Source organism: Kitasatospora sp. NPDC092948, assembly GCF_044754805.1.
Taxonomy (GTDB): domain Bacteria; phylum Actinomycetota; class Actinomycetes; order Streptomycetales; family Streptomycetaceae; genus Kitasatospora.
The window spans coordinates 96,009-112,746 of sequence record NZ_JBIVPU010000019.1; the positions used below are offsets into that span (position 1 = coordinate 96,009).

Here is a 16,738-nt window from a genome sequence, read left to right on the forward strand (position 1 = left end):
AGGCCCTCTCGACGCCACCCGCGGGAGGCAATGGCACCTCCTTTCTACTCCCAAACTGGTCAACTGCCGCATACAGAATCGGTTCTGCACTTGCCGCCCACACCGGCTGACCGGGTCGAACACGAGATGCGCAGGGTTCGAAAAAGCAGGTGCACGCGTCCGATCCCGCTGATTTGATTCCGCGTGATCAACCTCCACGAGAGGACGCACCACACCTTGGACGGCACGATGCGCGACACCCTGCACGACAACGACCTCGTCCCCGACCAGGGGGTGGGGGCAGACGGGCCGTCGGCCGTCCTGGCCCGGCTCGAAGAGTTCTACGACGCTGTTCCCCGGTTCTCCGCGACCGCCGAGGAGCACGGCCCGTTCACCCTGTTCGTCCGCACCGGGTCGGGCTGGCACTACTACGGACGCCCGACGCTGGGCGGCGACGGGCAGTTCACCGCGGCCGAGGTGGACCGCGTCCGGGCCCGCCAGCGCGAGTTGGGCGCGCCGGAGAGCTTCGAGTGGGTGCACGAGACCTCGCCGGGTCTGCGTGCTGCGGTCGAGGCCTCCGGCCTGGAGGTGCATGAGCACCCCCTGCTGGCCCTGGAGCTCGACGGCTCGTCGGCTGCCGCCCCGGCGACGGGGGACGGCCCGGAAGTCCGGGTGCTGACGACCGACGACCCGCTACTGCCGAGCGCCGTCGCCGTTCCGCACCTCGCCTTCGCCGACCCTGGTACCGCGGTCGGCGAGGCCGGCGTGGAGCAGCTTGCCGAGGCGACCCGGACGGCGATCGCCGACGGCCAGGTGGCACGGATGACCGGGCGGATGGAGGCCGGCCGCACGGTCGTCGCCGCGACAGCCGGGCCGGACGGCCTGGCGATCGCCTCCGGCTGCCACCAGCCGGTCGGCGAGGTCAGTGAGATCGTCGCGGTGGCGACGCTCCCGTCCCTGCGCCGGCAGGGTCTGGCGCGCCGGATCACCGCGCACCTGGTCGAGCATGCCCGGTCGACCGGGATACGCACGGTCTTCCTGTCCGCGAGCGACGCCGCCGTGGCGCGGATCTACGAGAGCGTGGGCTTCCGCCGCATCGGCACCGCTCTGATCGCCGAACCCGCCGCGGAGGCTGCCGTGTCCTGACGTCACCTCGCCGCCGCACGGTGTCTGCGAGCCCGCCGCAGCCGACTGCCCGAGCCCGTCGCGGGACCGACGCTCGGGCCGGCCACCCACCCCCGGTCGACCGATCGCTCGGTCAGCCGTCGGGTGCAGGCAGGGTCTGGTCGTCACTGAGCAGCTCGGCCAGCAGGTCGCCCTGCTCGGTGAACCGGTCGAGCACCTCCTCCGGGCTGAAGGTCAGCTCGGCCGGGTCGGTGCACTGCTCGACCTCGCTCCAGCTCACCGGGGCCGATACGCCCGGGACGCTGGTGGCGCGCAGGGTGTAAGGCGCGGCGGTGGTCTTCGCCGTCGCGTTCTGCGACCAGTCGACGAACACCTTTCCCCGGCGCAGCGCCTTGGTCATCCGGGACACGACCAGGGCGGGGTGCTCACGGGCGAGGCGTTCGGCGAGGGAGCGTGCATAGCCGCTGACCTGCCGGGCGGGAGCCGGGCGCAGTGCGGCGTACAGGTGCAGTCCCTTGCTGCCGGAGGTCTTGGGCCGGCAGACCAGGCCGTCGGCGGCGAGGGCTTCGCGGATCAGCAGGGCGACCTGGCAGCAGTGGGTGAGGTCGGCACCGGGTCCGGGGTCGAGGTCGACGACCAGGCGGTCGTGGGCGTCGGGTCCGCTCTCGGCGGTCCACTGCGGGACGTGCAGTTCCAGGGCGTAGCCGTTGGCGACGACCATCAGTGTCGGCAGGTCGTCCACGGCGACGCGTTGCTTGGGTCCTTCGTGGCTGGGCGCGGTCACGGTGCGTACCCAGGCGGGCAGGCCGGGTGGTGGGTTCTTCGCGAAGAACCCCTCCTCGCCGATCCCGGAGGGAAAGCGCAGGAAGCTGGCTGCGCGGCCGCGCAGGTGCGGCAGCATCGCGGGGGCGATCTGCGCGTAGTAGTAGAGGGCCTCGCCCTTGGTCCACCCCGTGGCGGGCCACAGCACCTTGTCAAGATGAGAGAGAACCAGGCGGCGGCCCTCGACTTCCGTGACCTGTCGCTCGGGCATACCGTGGGAAATCCCCGCGAAAGGGCCTTGCCATGCCACAGGTCACCTGGAAAGGCGTCATCACGTTCGGGCTGGTCAGCGTACCGGTCCAGCTGTATGCCGCCACGGAGGAGCACAGTGGCCCTTCCCTGCACCAGGTGCACGCGAAGGACGGCTCGCGCATCCGGTTGAAGCGGTTCTGCGAGGCGGAGGGGAAGGAGGTTCCGTACAGCGAGATCGCCAAGGGGTACGAGTCCCCCGACGGCCGGCAGGTGGTGCTCGACGACGAGGACCTGGCGGAGCTGCCGCTGCCGAGCAAGAAGGTGGTGGACGTGCTGGCGTTCGTCCCGGCCGAGTCGATCGACCCGCTGGTGTACTCCAAGGCCTACTACGTGGCCACGGCCGACAAGTCCCCGGCGAAGCCCTACGTACTGCTGCGGGACGCGCTGCGCGCGTCGGGGCAGATCGCGGTGACCAAGGTGACCATGCGGACCAGGGAGTCGCTGGCGGTGCTGCGGGTGCACGAGGACACCCTGGTGCTGCAGACCTGCCTGTGGCCGGACGAGGTCCGCTCGGCACAGGGGATGGCGCCGGACGAGAAGGTGACGGTCCGTCCGCAGGAGCTGAAGATGGCGCGTTCACTGATGGACACGCTGTCGGAGGACTTCGACCTGTCCGCGCTCCACGACGAGTACCAGCAGGCGCTCCAGGAAATGATCGACGCCAAGCTGGCCGGGGTCGAGGCCCCGCATCTGGAGGAGCAGACCGAGGGCGGCGGGGCCGAGGTGATCGACCTGATGGCGGTGCTGCGCAGCAGCGTGAAGGCCGCGAAGGGTGAGCACGGCCGAGGCGCCAAGGGCGGTCGGGCCGCAGGCGGGTCGGCAGCGCACACCGAGGAGGCGACCGCCACCGGAACGGAGGCGGACCAGGGCGCGGCGGCGGGCGGCGGCGCGGCGGCGGGCGGCGGCACGTCGAAGCGGCCTCGGAAGGCGACCGCGAGCCGGAGCGGGGCGGCAGACCGAAGCGGGGCGGCGGCGAAGACCGCGAAGGCACCCGCGAAGAAGGCTGCCGCCAAGAAGTCCGCGACGCGCAAGGCATCCTGACGCCTGCTCGGTCCCCATACCCGCGGGAACTCCGTGACCGCACGGCCCGGACACGCGGCCCGAGTTGGGAGAAGGGCCGCGCGGCGGTGGGTGCGGGCGACGGCTGGGTCAGGAGAAGACGACGGACCGGAGCTTGAGACGGTCGGAGGCGCGGCCGCCGGGGCGCAGCGAGTAGTAGTCGCCGTCGCAGTCGGGGCCGGTGAACATGGTGGCGGTGGAGCCGGTGAAGTTCTGCGGGGCGAAGGCGGGTTCGGTGGTGTCGGGGTCGGCGACCTCGGGGAGGGTGACGCAGACGCGACTGTCCGGGTCGACGAGCATGCCCGCGGCGCGGTTGCCGAAGTCGTCGTAGTAGGTGTAGCGGAACTCGCCAACGGCCGCGGCGGCGGGGCATGGTGTGGCGAACAGCAGGGCGAGCGAGGCGACGGCGGCGGCAGCCGTGTGACGCAGGTGCATGGGGGTGGTACGGCCTTTCCGATCGAGCGCGCGGCCGGCGGGTCCGGCCCGGCGCGAACCACCGTAGTGAGGGGGCCCGGCGGCGAATCGGTTCTTCCCATGTACGTCGCGCGCCGCCCCACCGGTCGTGTGCAAGCCGCAGGAAAGGGTGCGACCGGGGCCGATGAGGCGGGCGCGCCGCGCGGGGAATTTGGGGTGCCAGGGGCCGAAACGCCGGTCGCAGCACGGCGGTTCGGCCCGACGTTCGCATGTTAGAACCGGCGTCCAGCGGGCAGATGTGTTCCTACCTGGGACGTAGGGACGCGCCGGCGGGGAAGGCCGGGCGCGCCTGCCTGGCGGCGCGGAGGTGGTTGATGGACGGACCGGCACTCTCCCCGCGTGAGCTCCTGATCCTTCATCAGATCGAGGCCGAGCTGGGGAGCGATCTGGAGCTGGAACGCGAGCTGCGCACGATGCGGCCGGCAAGGTTGGCGCGGTTTCGACGGTCACTGGCCGCCAGGCCACGATCGGTGGTCGCGGTGATCGCATGCTGTCTGGCCGTGTCATTCGGACTGTTGGGACTGGCGGTGGCACTGCGGGCGCCGACGTTGCTGGTCGCCGTGGTGGCGGCCTGGGGCACGGCGTTGGCAGCCCTGTTGGCACTGGCGCGCTTCACTCGGCGCAGCCGGGGCCCGCAGTAGGTAGGTGGGAGCGGGCACACCCGCCCCGCCCGCCCCGCGTGGAGCGGAGCACAGCAGAGCAGAGCAGAGCAGCAGACCTCTCGGTCGGCCGACACACCGCCGAAGAACGGTGGGCGTCGGCCGACCGACGTCGCAGGGCAACGTCGCGGGGCGATGCCCCCGAGGTCGCCAGGGCCTCGAAGGCGCCGAGGCATCGGGCCCGGGGCTCGGGCCCGGGGCGAGGTCAGACGCCCGGCAGGCCGGTCTGCACGCCGTCCAGGGCGTGCGAGCAGAGGCAGTCGCGAGTGGCGGGCAGCGACTCGAGGGCCTTGAACAGGACGGTGCGCAGGCGGTCCACGTTGCGGGCGAAGACCTCCAGCACCTCGGCGTGAGTGACGCCCTCGCCGGCCTCCACCCCGGCGTCCAGGTCCGTGACCAGTGCCAACGAGGTGTAGCAGAGCCCGAGTTCGCGGGCCAGCACGGCTTCAGGGTGGCCGGTCATGCCGACCACGGACCAGCCGTTGGCGGTGAACCAGCGGGATTCGGCGCGGGTGGAGAAACGTGGCCCCTCGATCACCACCAGGGTCCCGCCGTCGACCGGTTCCCAGGCGAGCGAGCTGGCCGCGGCCAATGCGGCGTTCCGGCCGTCGGGGCAGTAGGGGTCGGCCATCGAGACGTGCACCACCTCCGGCATCGAGCCGTCAGGCAGGCTCCGGCCGTCGTAGTACGTCTGCACCCGGCCGGAGGTGCGGTCGACGAACTGGTCGGGCACCAGCAGCGTGCCGGGGCCGTACTCGGGGCGCAGCCCGCCGACGGCGCACGGGCCGAGGACCTGGCGCACTCCGAGCGAGTGCAGCGCCCACAGGTTGGCGCGGTAGTTGATGCGGTGCGGCGGCAGCCGATGGCCGCGGCCGTGGCGGGGCAGGAAGGCGACCCGCCGGCCGGCCACCTCACCGATGAACAGGGCGTCGCTGGGCGGTCCGTAGGGCGTCTCGACGTGCACCTCGGTGACGTCCTCAAGTAGCGCGTACAGCCCGGATCCGCCGATGACGCCGAGTTCGGCGGTCGGGGTGCCGTCGGTGCGGGGCGGTTGGACGTCGGCCATGGCTCTCCTCGGCTCTGCCGGTCGGACGCGGGCCCGCCAACGGCCCGACACGACCCGGCGGGTCTGCGGCTGGGGTGCTGTCCGGCAGGCATGCGGCCCGCCGTGGGCACGTTGCCACCCTACGAGCGGCCAGGGCCGCCGTCCCGTACCGGCCCTGAGTGGTTCCGGCCGCATGCCTGCATGCCCGCACCCGGGCCACGTCGCGCACCTGGGCGTCGACCCCGCTGCCGACCCACTCGCCGTTCACCCCCGGCCACCTCGTGCCCGAGCGCCGCCCACCCCGCGAGTTTCCGCACGCCGACCGCCTCCCGTGCCCGCGCACCGGGCCGGCCCCTGTGCTCCCGGCCGGTGGTGGCGTCCGCGTACAGTGGCAGCCCAGGTCGGCGCGGTGACGGGACGGTGTGATGGACGACGGGCGGCTGGCGGTGCACTCCGGCGGGGTCGGGGCGGAGGCGGCGCACCGGGCGTTGTCCTGGCGGGTGCGGCCGCCGGCGCCGGATGCGGCGGTGCTGGTGCTGCACGGCGGGCGGGAGTTCGGAGCGGAGCCGGTGCCGGCGTTGAACCTGCCGGGGTTGCGGATGCGCCCGTTCGCGCGGGCCGTGGAACGGGCGGTGCGGCACGGCGGGGACGGGGCTGTGGGTCGGTCGCTCGCGGTGGGCACGGTGCACTACCGGTGCCGGGGCTGGAACGGCGAGCGCGCGGACGCGGCGCGCGACGCGGAGGCGGCGCTGGCGGAGTTGGCGGAGACGCTCGGTCCGGTGCCGACGGTGCTGATCGGGCATTCGATGGGTGGCCGGGCGGCGCTGCGCGCGGCCGCGCACCCGTGCGTGCGGGGCGTGGTGGCGCTGGCGCCGTGGTGCCCGCGGGACGAGCCGACCGAGCACCTGCGGGGCAGGTCGGTGTTGATGCTGCACGGCGACCGTGACCGGGTGACGCCGCCCGCGGACACCGATCTGTTCGCGCTGCGGGCCCGCGACCACGGCGCCCGGGTGGCCGGCTACCGGGTGTTCGGCAGCGGCCACACCCTGATGCGCCGGGCCGGCGACTGGCACCGCACCGCGGCCGGTCTGGCGCTGGCCGTGCTGGGGCTGACGGCGTTGCCCGAGGAGATCGGCACTGCGCTGACCGTGGGGGCCGGTGGTTCGGACGGCGTGTGCATTCCGCTGGCGGGCCGTCGCTGAACCCGTCCCGGCCGGGCCTTCCGACCGGCGTGTCGGGCGGCCGGCGCGACGGGTCGGTGACCGGTCGATGACGGGCGGTGTCGGCCGGTTCTCCGGCTCGACTCGGGCGGGTCGGGGGCGCACACTCCGGGAAAGGAGACGTCCGCCAATCGAATGAAGGAGGACCCGGCCATGGGGATCAGCATCACCACTGATCGGCTCGTCGTCCGCGACTGGACGCCCGACGACGCCGAGGACGCACTGGCCGTGTACGGCTCCACGGACGTCGCCCGCTGGCTGACGCCGGCAATGACCCGGGTCGCGGATGTCGATGCGATGCGGGCGGTGCTTCAGGCCTGGGGGCAGGACCAGTCCGGGCTGCTGCCGCCGCGCGGGCGGTGGGCGGTGGAGCGCAGGGAGGACCGAAAGGTCGTCGGCGGGCTCAGCATCCGGCCGCTGCCGCCCTACGAGGAGGATCTGGAGATCACTTGGCAGCTCGCCCCCGACGCCTGGGGTCAGGGCTACGCGACCGAGGCGGGCCTGGCGCTGCTGGAGTGGGCGTTCACCCAGGACGTCGAGGAGGTCTTCGCGGTGGCCCGGCCGAAGAACGACCGGGCGCACGCGGTGGCGAAACGGCTCGGGATGCGCTGGGTCGGCGAGACCACCAAGTACTACGACCTGAACCTCCAGGTCTACCGGATCCGCCCCGCCGACCTGCCCTGACCCCTCTCCCGCACCGTCCACCACTCCCCCGGCCACTCCCCCAGGCCGCTCTGCGTGCCGGATTTCGGGGGATTTCAGACTCTGCAGAGGCGCGCGGCGAGTTCGGCGGGCAGCGGGTAGCGGCGCTCGTCCGGGAGCAGCCGACGGGCCTGTTCGGCGCGGCCGGCGCGAACCAGTCCAGCGGCGCGCCGGATCTGCGGGGTGAGGTCGGTGAGGGAGACGATCCACTCCTCGACGAAGGTACGGACGGTCTCCCGCCCCAGGCCGACCTGGATGCTGTAGTGGTTGAGCGCCGCCCCGCGCAGCGACCGTTCCGGATCCCACTGGACATGCACCTCGGCCGCCGCCAGCCGCTGCTGGTCCCCGGTGGTCAACTCGGCTGCCGCCAGCGCGCGTTCCCAGCCCCGGCGAGTGATCCGGACGGCCAGGATGCGTTCCTGCCCGGGTCTGGTGGCCCAGTTGCTGCGGTGCAGCAGCCAGGGCAGCGAGGGTTTGATCCAGGTCATTCGCCGGAACGAGAACGGCGCGACGAACCGCCCGGCGCGCAGCGCGGGTTCGGCGATCGCCGGCGCGTACGCCTGGTAGACCACGATCGTGCTGTCGTCGAAGTCGGCGCGCACGGCGTGCAGTTCGGACGGCTGCCCGGCCGCGACGGGGCCGCGCGGCGAACGCGGGGCCGACGAACGCCGCGGCGACACGGCGCCGGACAGCGAGTGACCGGACAGCGAGTGACCGGACAGCGAGGGACGGGGCGGTAAGTGGCGGGGCGAGCCGGGCTGGTGGGCCATTCTCCGACCCTGCCACCCGCCCGGGTCCGCCGGCCATGCATTTTCGGGCGGACGGGCGGGCGGCTACCGAGGGGCGCCGCTCCGACGGGTCGTCAGTCCGTCACGGGCACCCGGGCGGGCCTGACGGGGTGCTTGCTCAGTATCGAGACGCGGTTGAAGGCGTTGATGGCGACCGCGACCCAGATCACGGCGGAGATCTGCTCGTCCCCGAACACCGCCCGGGCCTGTGCGTACGCCGTCTCCTGGGCGGTGGCGTCGGCGGGGTGGGTGGTCGCCTCGGCCAGGGCCAGTGCGGCCCGCTCGCGCTCGTCGAACAGTGCGGTGTCGCGCCAGGCGCTCAGCACGCCGAGCCGCTGCACGCTCTCGCCCGCCTGCAACGCGGCCTTGGTGTGCACGTCCAGGCAGTACGCGCAGCCGTTGAGCTGCGAGACCCGCAGATTGACCAGTTCGACCAGGCGGCGGTCGAGTCCCGCCTCGGCGGCGGCCTCGCGGACCGTCTCGGCGGTGGACAGCAGGGCCCGGAAGGCCCGCGGGTGCTGCTTGTCGATGTAGACCCGCCGGTCGTTCGTCATGGTCGCCACCTCGGTCACCTGGAGCTCCTCCGCATGCGCGCTGGTGTTTGTCCGACGATATCGTCCATAATAGTTGAAGCTGAAACGATTTGCCGAACGGCCGGCCCCGCGAGGGTCCAGCGCGCCGAGCAGACCGACCGAATCGAGCAGGACAAGCGGAACGAGTCGTCCGGAATCCCGGCAGGGTTCGGGCGGCACGGGAGGGAGCATCACCATGAGCACCACCGAGAACGGGCCCCGCCCGACCACCGCCAGGGTCCTCCCGCCGCGGGACGTCCCGCTCGGCGGGCCGCGCGCGATGACCGTCCGTCGCACCCTCCCCCAGCGCGAGCGCACCCTGATCGGCGCCTGGTGCTTCATCGACCACTACGGCCCCGACGACGTCGCCGTCACCGGCGGCATGGACGTCGCCCCGCACCCGCACATCGGACTGCAGACCGTCAGCTGGCTGTTCAGCGGCGAGATCGAGCACCGCGACACTCTCGGCGTGCACGCGTTCGTCCGCCCCGGCGAACTCAACCTCATGACGGCCGGTCAGGGCATCGCCCACTCCGAGACGTCCACGGCGGCCACCACCGTCCTGCACGGCGTCCAGCTCTGGGTCGCCCTCCCCGACGAACACCGCCACACCGCCCGGGACTTCCACCACCACGTCCCCGCCCCGGTCACCGTCGACGGCGGCGAGGCCCGCGTCTTCCTCGGCACCCTGGCCGGCGACACCTCCCCGGTCCCCACCTTCAGCCCGCTGCTCGGCGCGGAACTCACCCTCGACCCGGGCGCCACCGTCACCCTCGACGTGGACCCCACCTTCGAACACGGCCTCCTGGTCGACCAGGGCGACATCACCTTCGCCGGCACCCCCCTCCACCCCGCCGACCTCGGCTACCTCCCGGCCGGCCCCACCACCCTCACCCTCACCAACCCCTCCGCCACCCCCGCCCGCCTGATCCTCCTCGGCGGCACCCCCTTCGACGAGCAGATCGTCATGTGGTGGAACTTCATCGGCCGATCCGGCGAGGAGATCGTGCAAGCCCGACTCGACTGGGAGAAGGGGGTTCGCTTCGGCGAGGTCCAGGGCTACCCGGGCGACCGGCTGCCCGCGCCGGAGCTTCCGAACGTCGCCCTCAAGGCGCGAGGAAACCAAGCCTGACCTGCACGAATGCCAAACTCGGCGGTCGCGGCGATCAGCCTCTGCGAGGCGGCTCACAACCGCCTTCGGCTCCGGGCGAGACGGCAATGAGCGCCGCCGACTGACCCCTCGCCAGCAGTCGCGAGCACCTCGCCGATTCCCACGTTCAGGCGGGTTTTGCACGCTGTGGGCGGATGAATGCTGACCTTTTGCTGACTTTTCTGACAGGTCGTCAGCAGGCGGGGGGACCGTTCGCGAGCCGGGCCGAGGCGGCCCGGGAGACGGCGCGGCTGATGGACACCGAACACAGGGTGTGCACGAGGACGGACGCTGCGCGTCGGGCTGCTCCTGCACAAGCAGCCGGAGTCGAGGCGGCCGGCGCCGGCCCCGAGCACCCGGGCGGGCTACCGGGCGTGCCTCGAGCGCGACCTGGTCCCCGCATTCGGCGGCATGCTGCTCCTCGACCTCCACCCCAAGCACATCGCCGCCCGGGTGAGCGCGCAGCTCGCCGCCGGCCGCCGGCGAACAACCGTCCACCGCACGGAAGCCATGCTGCGAAGCGCCCTGAACCACGCGGCGCGAACGTGGCGGCTGCGCTACAACCCGGCGTGGTCCGGCCGACGGCAGCGGCCTTCCCTCGATGCGACGGCTGGACGCGGACTGGCCGAGCGTTCCCGCGTCGGCCGCTCGGAGGGTGCCGAGCCTCGCGGGGTCCGGCCGCTCGGCCGGACCCGCAGCCATCCGGATCCCTGCTCGGTCAGTCCTCTCCACCCACGGTGGCGGACCCGGTGTCGTTCCCGTCCCAAATGAGAGATCCCGGGGTCGCAAGGCCATGGCCGGTGATGACGACGCTGTCGGACTGGGAGCCACCAGTGCCGATCTGCCGGACGCTGCCGGCCGCGTGCCCGACCGCAGGCACGGCGAGGGCCAGGGCGAGCCCGGCGAGCCCGGTGGCCGTCGCATTGCGAAGCCGCATGATTCCTCCAGGTACTGATGGGTCGTCCGTACACCCCACCGCACCACAGCCCCGCGGGACGGCCGACACACTGGCCGAACGGCCGGACTCCCCCGACCGGACCCGCCATGCCGAAGCCGCCCGGCTGTCACGGACACCGGTTGCGAGGGCCAGCCGCTCGCATCCGGACCGGCCTGTGCCTGCCAGCCCCAACGCTGGGATCGAGTATCGAAGCCCGGTGGACGCCGCCTGTTCAGTGGTGGCTGTCGTGCGGCCGGTGACCGCGCCGGCGGCACGGTGGCGCCTGACGAACCTTCCGGCCGAGCGGACGGGTCGCAACAGACAACAGCAGCCCTGACTGTCAATCCCCTGGGGGGGTGTCAGCGACGGGTGTCGGCGGCGCTCCACCGGGCCGATGCCGTGGTGGGCGCCGATCACTCAGCACGGAAAACAGCACGAGAACAGATCGATGACCGTCGCCGGGTACAACCTTCCGTCCCCGGTTTCGGCATCGGCCGTATCACCCACTCGCAGCACGTTCGACGACACCGCGCTTTCCTCCGCATTCCGGCCCACTCTTAAGGATAAGGACTCCAGCTCACGATTCTGCCTGTCAGGTCGAGGTCCTCTTCTCCCCTGATCATGTAGACAGTAGGACGCCCCTTGACCGGCTGGACCACGTTCAGGTCGGCTGATCTGATCTCCAAGAAATGGGTGTACCGGCTGATGTTTTCGGTGTGCGCGATTTTGCTCGATACCTCGAAGACATCCCATTCGTCCGGCTTCAGAGGTGTCAGATATTTCCCGCCGCCGTGTACCGTGTGATGGCCTGGCACCCCCACCTTGGATGCCTTCAGTTTCTGGGAGGCGAGGATTTTCTTCAGGCTGTCGGCATCTGTGTAGTGGAACAATGTCTCATGCGGCGGGGGCTGGAGGTCCGTGCTCGGTTCGACTGCGGCCGCAGCCTGCCCGGAGGGCCCCGCGACGGGATCGGGTTCGGCTGCCTGGGGGGTGGTGTTTCTCGAGACGCGTGGCCTGCCCCGTCCGCCGAACTCGTGTTCCGGGAGCGAGTTGAGATACCGCCTGTAGGCGGCTCCCCCCTGGGCAAATGCGGCCCGCTCCTCCGCCGGCATGGTGGAGCGGCCGCTCCGCGCGGCGAATCGGGACAGCCTGCGCCCGGCGGCACCGAGGAGGCGGCCGCCGGCAGCACCGGCGCCGACCCCGAATTCGGCGACGCCGGTGCCGAGGGAGATCCAGCCGAGGACGGCGGCGGTCCGGGGGTTCCGCTCTTCTTCGGCGGCGGCGAAGACCGCGGTGGTGGCCGAGACGACGCCGAGAGTGGTGGCGGTGACGGCGGCAACGGTGGCGCAGATGCCGGCGGCCGCGGCGATCGAGAGGCCGCCGGTGAAGACCGCCAGGCCCACGCCCAGCGCGGCGATGCCGATGTTGAGCCAGGTGCCCCAGCTGAGGTGGCCGGTGGGGTCGGTGCGGTTGACCGGGTCGCCGAGGCAGTACGCGTAGGGGTTGATCCCACCCGCACCGAAGGGGCTGAGGCTGTCGGGGGTGGTGAACCGCATCAGTCCGGGGTGGTAGGCGCGGTAGCCGTTGCCGAGGTGCAGCCAGCCGGTCGCCGGATCGGTGCGCTGGCCGTCGTAGCCGAGGACGCTCGTCCCGCCGCCCGCCGTGCGCTGTCCGTAGGCGGTGTAGGCGGATTCCTCATGGTCCTTCCCGGCGGCGGCGATGAGTACGGTGCCTTTGCCGTCCGTGCCCAGCAGCCGTGTCTCGCTCTGGCCTCCTCCGCTGCGGTGCTGGGCCGCGCAGGCCGCGCCGAGGTGGAGCAGGCGGGTGGTCCGGTCGCCCTCGACCACCAGGGCGAGCCGGGCTCCGCGGTAGTGGAGCGTGCTGGTGGTGCCGGCGGTGTCCTGGGTCAGCAGCCGGTCGAGCGGGTCGTATCCGTAGGTGCTCGCCGGGCCCGCCCCGCGCAGCCGGCCCAGGGCATCGTAGGTGAGTGCGCGTCCGGCGTCGTCCTTGATCAGCCGCCCGGCCGTGTCATAGCTCAGATCGGTCTGCCCCGAAGCCGTGTGGATGCGGGTCAGCTGGCACGGGTCGTCCTTGTCGAACTTGTACTCGGCCTTGGTGCTGGTGCCGTCGGCGAACGCGGTCGTGCACTCGGTGACATTGCCGTAGGCGTCATGGACGAACGTCTGTTCTGTGATCCTGTGCTGGCCGTCCGTCGGGGGCGCGTCGCCCGTGCAGGTGTAGGCGGTGAGCTGATTGCGCTTGCTGTAGCTGAAGGTCTCGTCCCTCAGCGTCGTGGTGCCGCGTTTGAACGTTCGGCGGCCGAGGAGATCGTTCGGCTGCCAGGTGTGTTCCAGCGTCCACGTCGTCCCCTGGCCGTCCGTGATCGTGCGCGTCTTCTCGCGTCCGAAGGCGTCCAGGTCCAGCACCGTGGTCAGGGTGTCCTTCGTCTGCGTGTCCGTACCCGACTGCTTGACCACGCGGCCGAGGGGGTCGTACTGGGGCGTCGCCTCCATGTCCGGGTCGACGGCGTTGGCGAGCCGGCCGAAGGCGTCCCGGGCGATCCGCTGGGTCTTGCCGTCCACTCCCTGGTAGCTGTGCTGGCGGCCGCCCACGGTGTAGTCCCAGGTCGCGGTGCGGTCGGGCTGGCCGGAGAGCGTTTCGGTGTGCAGCCGTCCCGAGCGGTGGTAGGTGCGGGTGATCGTGACGCTCGCGTCGCTGTCCTTCGCCCCCTCGCTGGCCTGCCGCAGCGCGCCGGAGAGCGGGTCGTACTCGTATTTCTGCCAGATCCGGTCCGCCGTCACCTGGGACAGGGCGTTGCCGACCTGCCGGATGTACCGGAACTCGTGTGTGGTCTTCTTGTCGGGCAGGGTGACCGAAGCGGGCAGGGGGTCGTGGTCCGCCGTGTAGTGATAGGCCCAGGTGCGTCCGCCCGACGTGGAGGACCTCAGCCGACCCAGGCCGTCGAACTCCTGCGTGCCGTAGCGCGCGCCGTTCACCCGGACCTCGGTGACCAGCGCCTCCGACGAGAAGGGCGCGTAGGTGTGCGTGACCGTCGCTTCGTCCGGCAGCGTCGTGGTGACGAGCCGGTCGTGGAGGTCGTAGTCGTAGTGCGTGGTGTGCTGCATCTCGTCGGTCTCGCTGCGCAGGCGTCCCCAGCCGTCGCGTTTCAGGGAGCGCTTCCCCGCGGACTTCTCGTCCAGGTCGAACCGCTCCACGCTCAACGGCTCGCCCCGCTGGTTGCAGGTCGTCACCTTCCTGCCGGTCCTCACACCGCCCGCGGCCAGGAGCTGGGTGGTGGTGGTCAGCGTGACCGGGTCGGTCAGGGTGCGGTGCGTGAGTCCGTCGCTGTCGACGGTGTCCTTGAGCTGCCCCCAGTCGTCGTAGACGAACGTCCGGGTGAGTCGGGTCTGCTCCGTACCGTCCGGGAGCTGGTCCAGCACTGTGACCGACGCCGGACGGCCCTGCTCGTCGTAGCTCTGCCGCTGGACGACGTACCAGTCGTGGTTCTGGCCGTCGTCGCCGATGTCGCTGCGCTCGCGCTGGATGAGCCGGCCCGCTCCGTCGTATCCGTCGCGGATCCGGTTGCCCAGCACGTCCGTGGACTGCGCGGTGAACGCGAAGGAACCTCCCACCTCGTAGGCGTGCTGTTCCGTCGCCTTGTACGTGGTGTCCTTCGCATTCGTGGTGCGCGTCAGCGGTCGCCCCAGACGGTCGTAGGTCATCTCCGTCACGTCGCCCTGCGTGTCGGTTTCGGACCGCAGGCGTTCGGTGAACCGTGACCGTCTCTGCGAACGCGTCAGTGTGAGCGGGTCCTGGGAGAGCACCTGGACGACCAGTGTGTCGGCCTGTACCAGCGCGTCCCCGTCGACCGAGAAGGTGAACGTGTGGGCCGTCCCGCAGGAAGCAGCTCCGGTGTCGTCGTACTCCGTCTCGACCAGGCCCGTGAGACGGCCGAACTCCGATGCGTCCGAGGTGCTGTAGGAGTACGCATTGCCCTGAAGCAGCCGGTCGGTTCCGGCGTAGTGCTTCTCCTCCGACTTCAGCACGGTCTTCTTCACCGGGGAGTCCTCGGCCGGGACGTCATGGGCCGTGTAGCGGTAGGTCGTCGTGCGGACGGGTGCGTCGGGGAAGGCGCCCGCGTCGTCCGAGGGCCTGTGTACGACGCTCTTGAGCAGGCGGGTGAACCCGTTGGGATCGGGCGGGCAGTCGTCGTTGCCCTGCGACGGGTAGTACGTCCACTCGGTCAGCCTGCCGTCGGGGTCGGTCTGGGACCGCGGGTTGCCCTCCGTGTCGAAGGTGGTCTCGGTGACGTCGACACGCGACGTTCCCTGCCGGAAGTCGGACCAGGTGACCGTGTGCTTCCTCGGGAGCTGGAACTGCGCATGCTGCTCTTCGAACGGCTTTCCGGTCACCGCGTAGTACTGGGTCTCCACCAGGTGCGAGCAGTGGTTCTGCTGCTGCTTCTCGGTGGTCAGCAGATGGTAGGTGTCGTACCTCCGGGTGGTCCGGGTGGTCTGGCCCGCACAGGTCCGCGACTCCGTGGAGCCGTAGGTGTACTCCGTCAGGACGTCGTACAGGCAGTCCCGTGAGCTGTCCCAGTCCACGTCGGAATGGCCGCCGAGGAAGTTCGTGTCCGTGTAGTCGTACGCCGCCTCGATCGGGGGCTGTCCCCCGCCCGGCGTCAGGACGTACCGGTATGCACAGGGAAGCGCCGGCATGTCGGCGGTCGCGGGGAAACGGTGGCCGTCGTCGCGGTACCAGACGGTCTCGGTCATTCCGCCCGGCATGCTCACACCGGTCATCCAGGTACCCCACTCCCCCTCGTCCCCGACCGCGGTGTAGGTGAACTCCCACACCAGCGGCTTGTCCGGTCCGGCCCCGAAGTGGTGCACGCTCCCCAGCAGACCATTGCGGAACCACAGTTCGACGTCGTAGCCCTCCTCCTGCCCGGGCAGGACGTGGAGGGTGGTCTTGGACTGGCCGACGTAGGCCACGGTCAACAGTTCGCCGTACGCGCCCTGCTCGTCCTTGACCGCCGTCAGGCGGGGCTGCGGGCCGGCGGCGAAGTCCCAGCTCAGGTCCAGGCGGTGCCCGGTGGGGGTCAGCAGCGCGGTCGGCACCTTGAGGCTGTGGCCGTTCCCGGGCCCGGTCAGCTCCTCGACATCACCGGACTTGTGCACAATCCGGTAGCGGTTCTTCTCCTGGTCCCGGGCGACGTGCACGGTGTCGAGCTTGTGCTGCTGCAGGACGACCTTCGTCCCGGTCTCCTCGACCCGGTACTGCTCGCCGCTGGACAGGACCAACAGTCGCTCGTCGACGTCGTACGTGGTCAGCCCGAACGACACGCCCTGCCCGAACCCCATGTCGGTACGGGACAGCGGCGAGTACGAGAGCGTCAGCGGCATCGTCGGGCCGAGAGCGCGGTTGCCGACGAGCTCGCCGAGCCCGATCCGCACACCGAACAGCCCCGTCCGGGGATCGACACCGCCGGACACCACGCTGGAGAAGTTGCTGATGGCATGGCTGAACACCTGGGAAGTCGGACTCACGCCAGAACCTTCTGCCTCCGGAAGTCACCGGGCATCCGGCCACGCCTTCGTCGCGCCGATCGCAGCGATGCAGCCACCCGCATGCCCCTGTCCTCGGCATCATCGGCAGCAGCCCACCGCCAACCGCCGCGACGCACCGGACGATGCCTCCGACCGGCGCACCACGGACCACCAACCGACTGGCGCGCGGCACCGACGATGACCGGCCCTCCAAAGAGCCAGGCGTCGCACTGCAGCTGGGCGGGCCGGTTCCTTCGCACCGTACGGGCGCACGGTGAGCGGGAGTGCCGATCGGGGCCGATGAGCGGGACAAGGCCGGCCGACGCCTGGAGACGCTCGTCGACGCCGAGGCGCGGTTCACCGAACAGCAGGAGGCCGGGCACAGGCCGGCGACGCTCGGCCTCG

Annotated in this window: 12 protein-coding genes; 6 read left to right on the plus strand and 6 right to left on the minus strand. The window is 71.4% G+C overall.

Going from position 1 to position 16,738, the window contains the following annotated elements:
- Positions 1-216 precede the first annotated feature (216 nt).
- Complete coding sequence (locus ACIQF6_RS33495) at positions 217-1,125, plus strand: GNAT family N-acetyltransferase (RefSeq protein ID WP_400901916.1); 909 nt, start codon at positions 217-219, stop codon at positions 1,123-1,125.
- Between the two features lie 112 nt (positions 1,126-1,237).
- Here ACIQF6_RS33495 and ligD read toward each other — a convergent pair whose 3' ends face one another.
- Positions 1,238-2,137 (minus strand): non-homologous end-joining DNA ligase, encoded by a 900-nt coding sequence (ligD, locus tag ACIQF6_RS33500; protein WP_400901918.1) that lies wholly within the window; start codon positions 2,135-2,137, stop codon positions 1,238-1,240.
- Between the two features lie 32 nt (positions 2,138-2,169).
- Between ligD and ACIQF6_RS33505 the strand changes: the two genes are divergently transcribed.
- Positions 2,170-3,219 carry a Ku protein gene (locus ACIQF6_RS33505; RefSeq protein ID WP_400901920.1) on the plus strand — a complete coding sequence of 350 codons (1,050 nt, stop codon included), beginning with the start codon at positions 2,170-2,172 and terminating at the stop codon, positions 3,217-3,219.
- A gap of 108 nt (positions 3,220-3,327) precedes the next feature.
- On the opposite strand, the gene ACIQF6_RS33510 is transcribed toward ACIQF6_RS33505, so the two are convergent.
- Positions 3,328-3,672, minus strand: a complete 345-nt coding sequence (locus tag ACIQF6_RS33510) for a hypothetical protein (RefSeq protein ID WP_400901922.1) — start codon at positions 3,670-3,672, stop codon at positions 3,328-3,330.
- A gap of 353 nt (positions 3,673-4,025) precedes the next feature.
- On the opposite strand from ACIQF6_RS33510, the gene ACIQF6_RS33515 reads away from it, so the two are divergent.
- Complete coding sequence (locus tag ACIQF6_RS33515; RefSeq protein WP_400901924.1) at positions 4,026-4,352, plus strand: hypothetical protein; 327 nt, start codon at positions 4,026-4,028, stop codon at positions 4,350-4,352.
- A gap of 223 nt (positions 4,353-4,575) precedes the next feature.
- On the opposite strand, the gene ACIQF6_RS33520 is transcribed toward ACIQF6_RS33515, so the two are convergent.
- Positions 4,576-5,436, minus strand: coding sequence for an S-methyl-5'-thioadenosine phosphorylase (locus ACIQF6_RS33520; protein ID WP_400901926.1), 861 nt, complete (start codon positions 5,434-5,436; stop codon positions 4,576-4,578).
- Between the two features lie 404 nt (positions 5,437-5,840).
- Between ACIQF6_RS33520 and ACIQF6_RS33525 the strand changes: the two genes are divergently transcribed.
- Together ACIQF6_RS33525 and ACIQF6_RS33530 are read left to right on the plus strand one after the other, a co-directional pair.
- Positions 5,841-6,617 (plus strand): alpha/beta fold hydrolase, encoded by a 777-nt coding sequence (locus ACIQF6_RS33525; RefSeq protein ID WP_400901928.1) that lies wholly within the window; start codon positions 5,841-5,843, stop codon positions 6,615-6,617.
- Positions 6,618-6,788: 171 nt separating this feature from the next.
- On the plus strand, positions 6,789-7,319 hold the full coding sequence (locus ACIQF6_RS33530; protein ID WP_400901930.1) for a GNAT family N-acetyltransferase: 531 nt from the start codon (positions 6,789-6,791) through the stop codon (positions 7,317-7,319).
- A 74-nt stretch (positions 7,320-7,393) separates the two neighbouring features.
- Here ACIQF6_RS33530 and ACIQF6_RS33535 read toward each other — a convergent pair whose 3' ends face one another.
- Together ACIQF6_RS33535 and ACIQF6_RS33540 are read right to left on the minus strand one after the other, a co-directional pair.
- Positions 7,394-7,948 carry a DUF4291 domain-containing protein gene (locus ACIQF6_RS33535; protein WP_400901962.1) on the minus strand — a complete coding sequence of 185 codons (555 nt, stop codon included), beginning with the start codon at positions 7,946-7,948 and terminating at the stop codon, positions 7,394-7,396.
- 251 nt (positions 7,949-8,199) lie between these two features.
- Positions 8,200-8,679, minus strand: a complete 480-nt coding sequence (locus tag ACIQF6_RS33540; RefSeq protein WP_400901964.1) for a carboxymuconolactone decarboxylase family protein — start codon at positions 8,677-8,679, stop codon at positions 8,200-8,202.
- A 214-nt stretch (positions 8,680-8,893) separates the two neighbouring features.
- Here ACIQF6_RS33540 and ACIQF6_RS33545 point away from each other — a divergent pair, with 214 nt between their 5' ends.
- Positions 8,894-9,829: a pirin family protein gene (locus ACIQF6_RS33545; protein ID WP_400901932.1), complete on the plus strand. Its 936-nt coding sequence runs from the start codon at positions 8,894-8,896 to the stop codon at positions 9,827-9,829.
- 1,512 nt (positions 9,830-11,341) lie between these two features.
- Here ACIQF6_RS33545 and ACIQF6_RS33550 read toward each other — a convergent pair.
- Positions 11,342-16,333, minus strand: a complete 4,992-nt coding sequence (locus ACIQF6_RS33550; RefSeq protein ID WP_400901934.1) for an RHS repeat-associated core domain-containing protein — start codon at positions 16,331-16,333, stop codon at positions 11,342-11,344.
- Positions 16,334-16,738 lie beyond the last annotated feature (405 nt).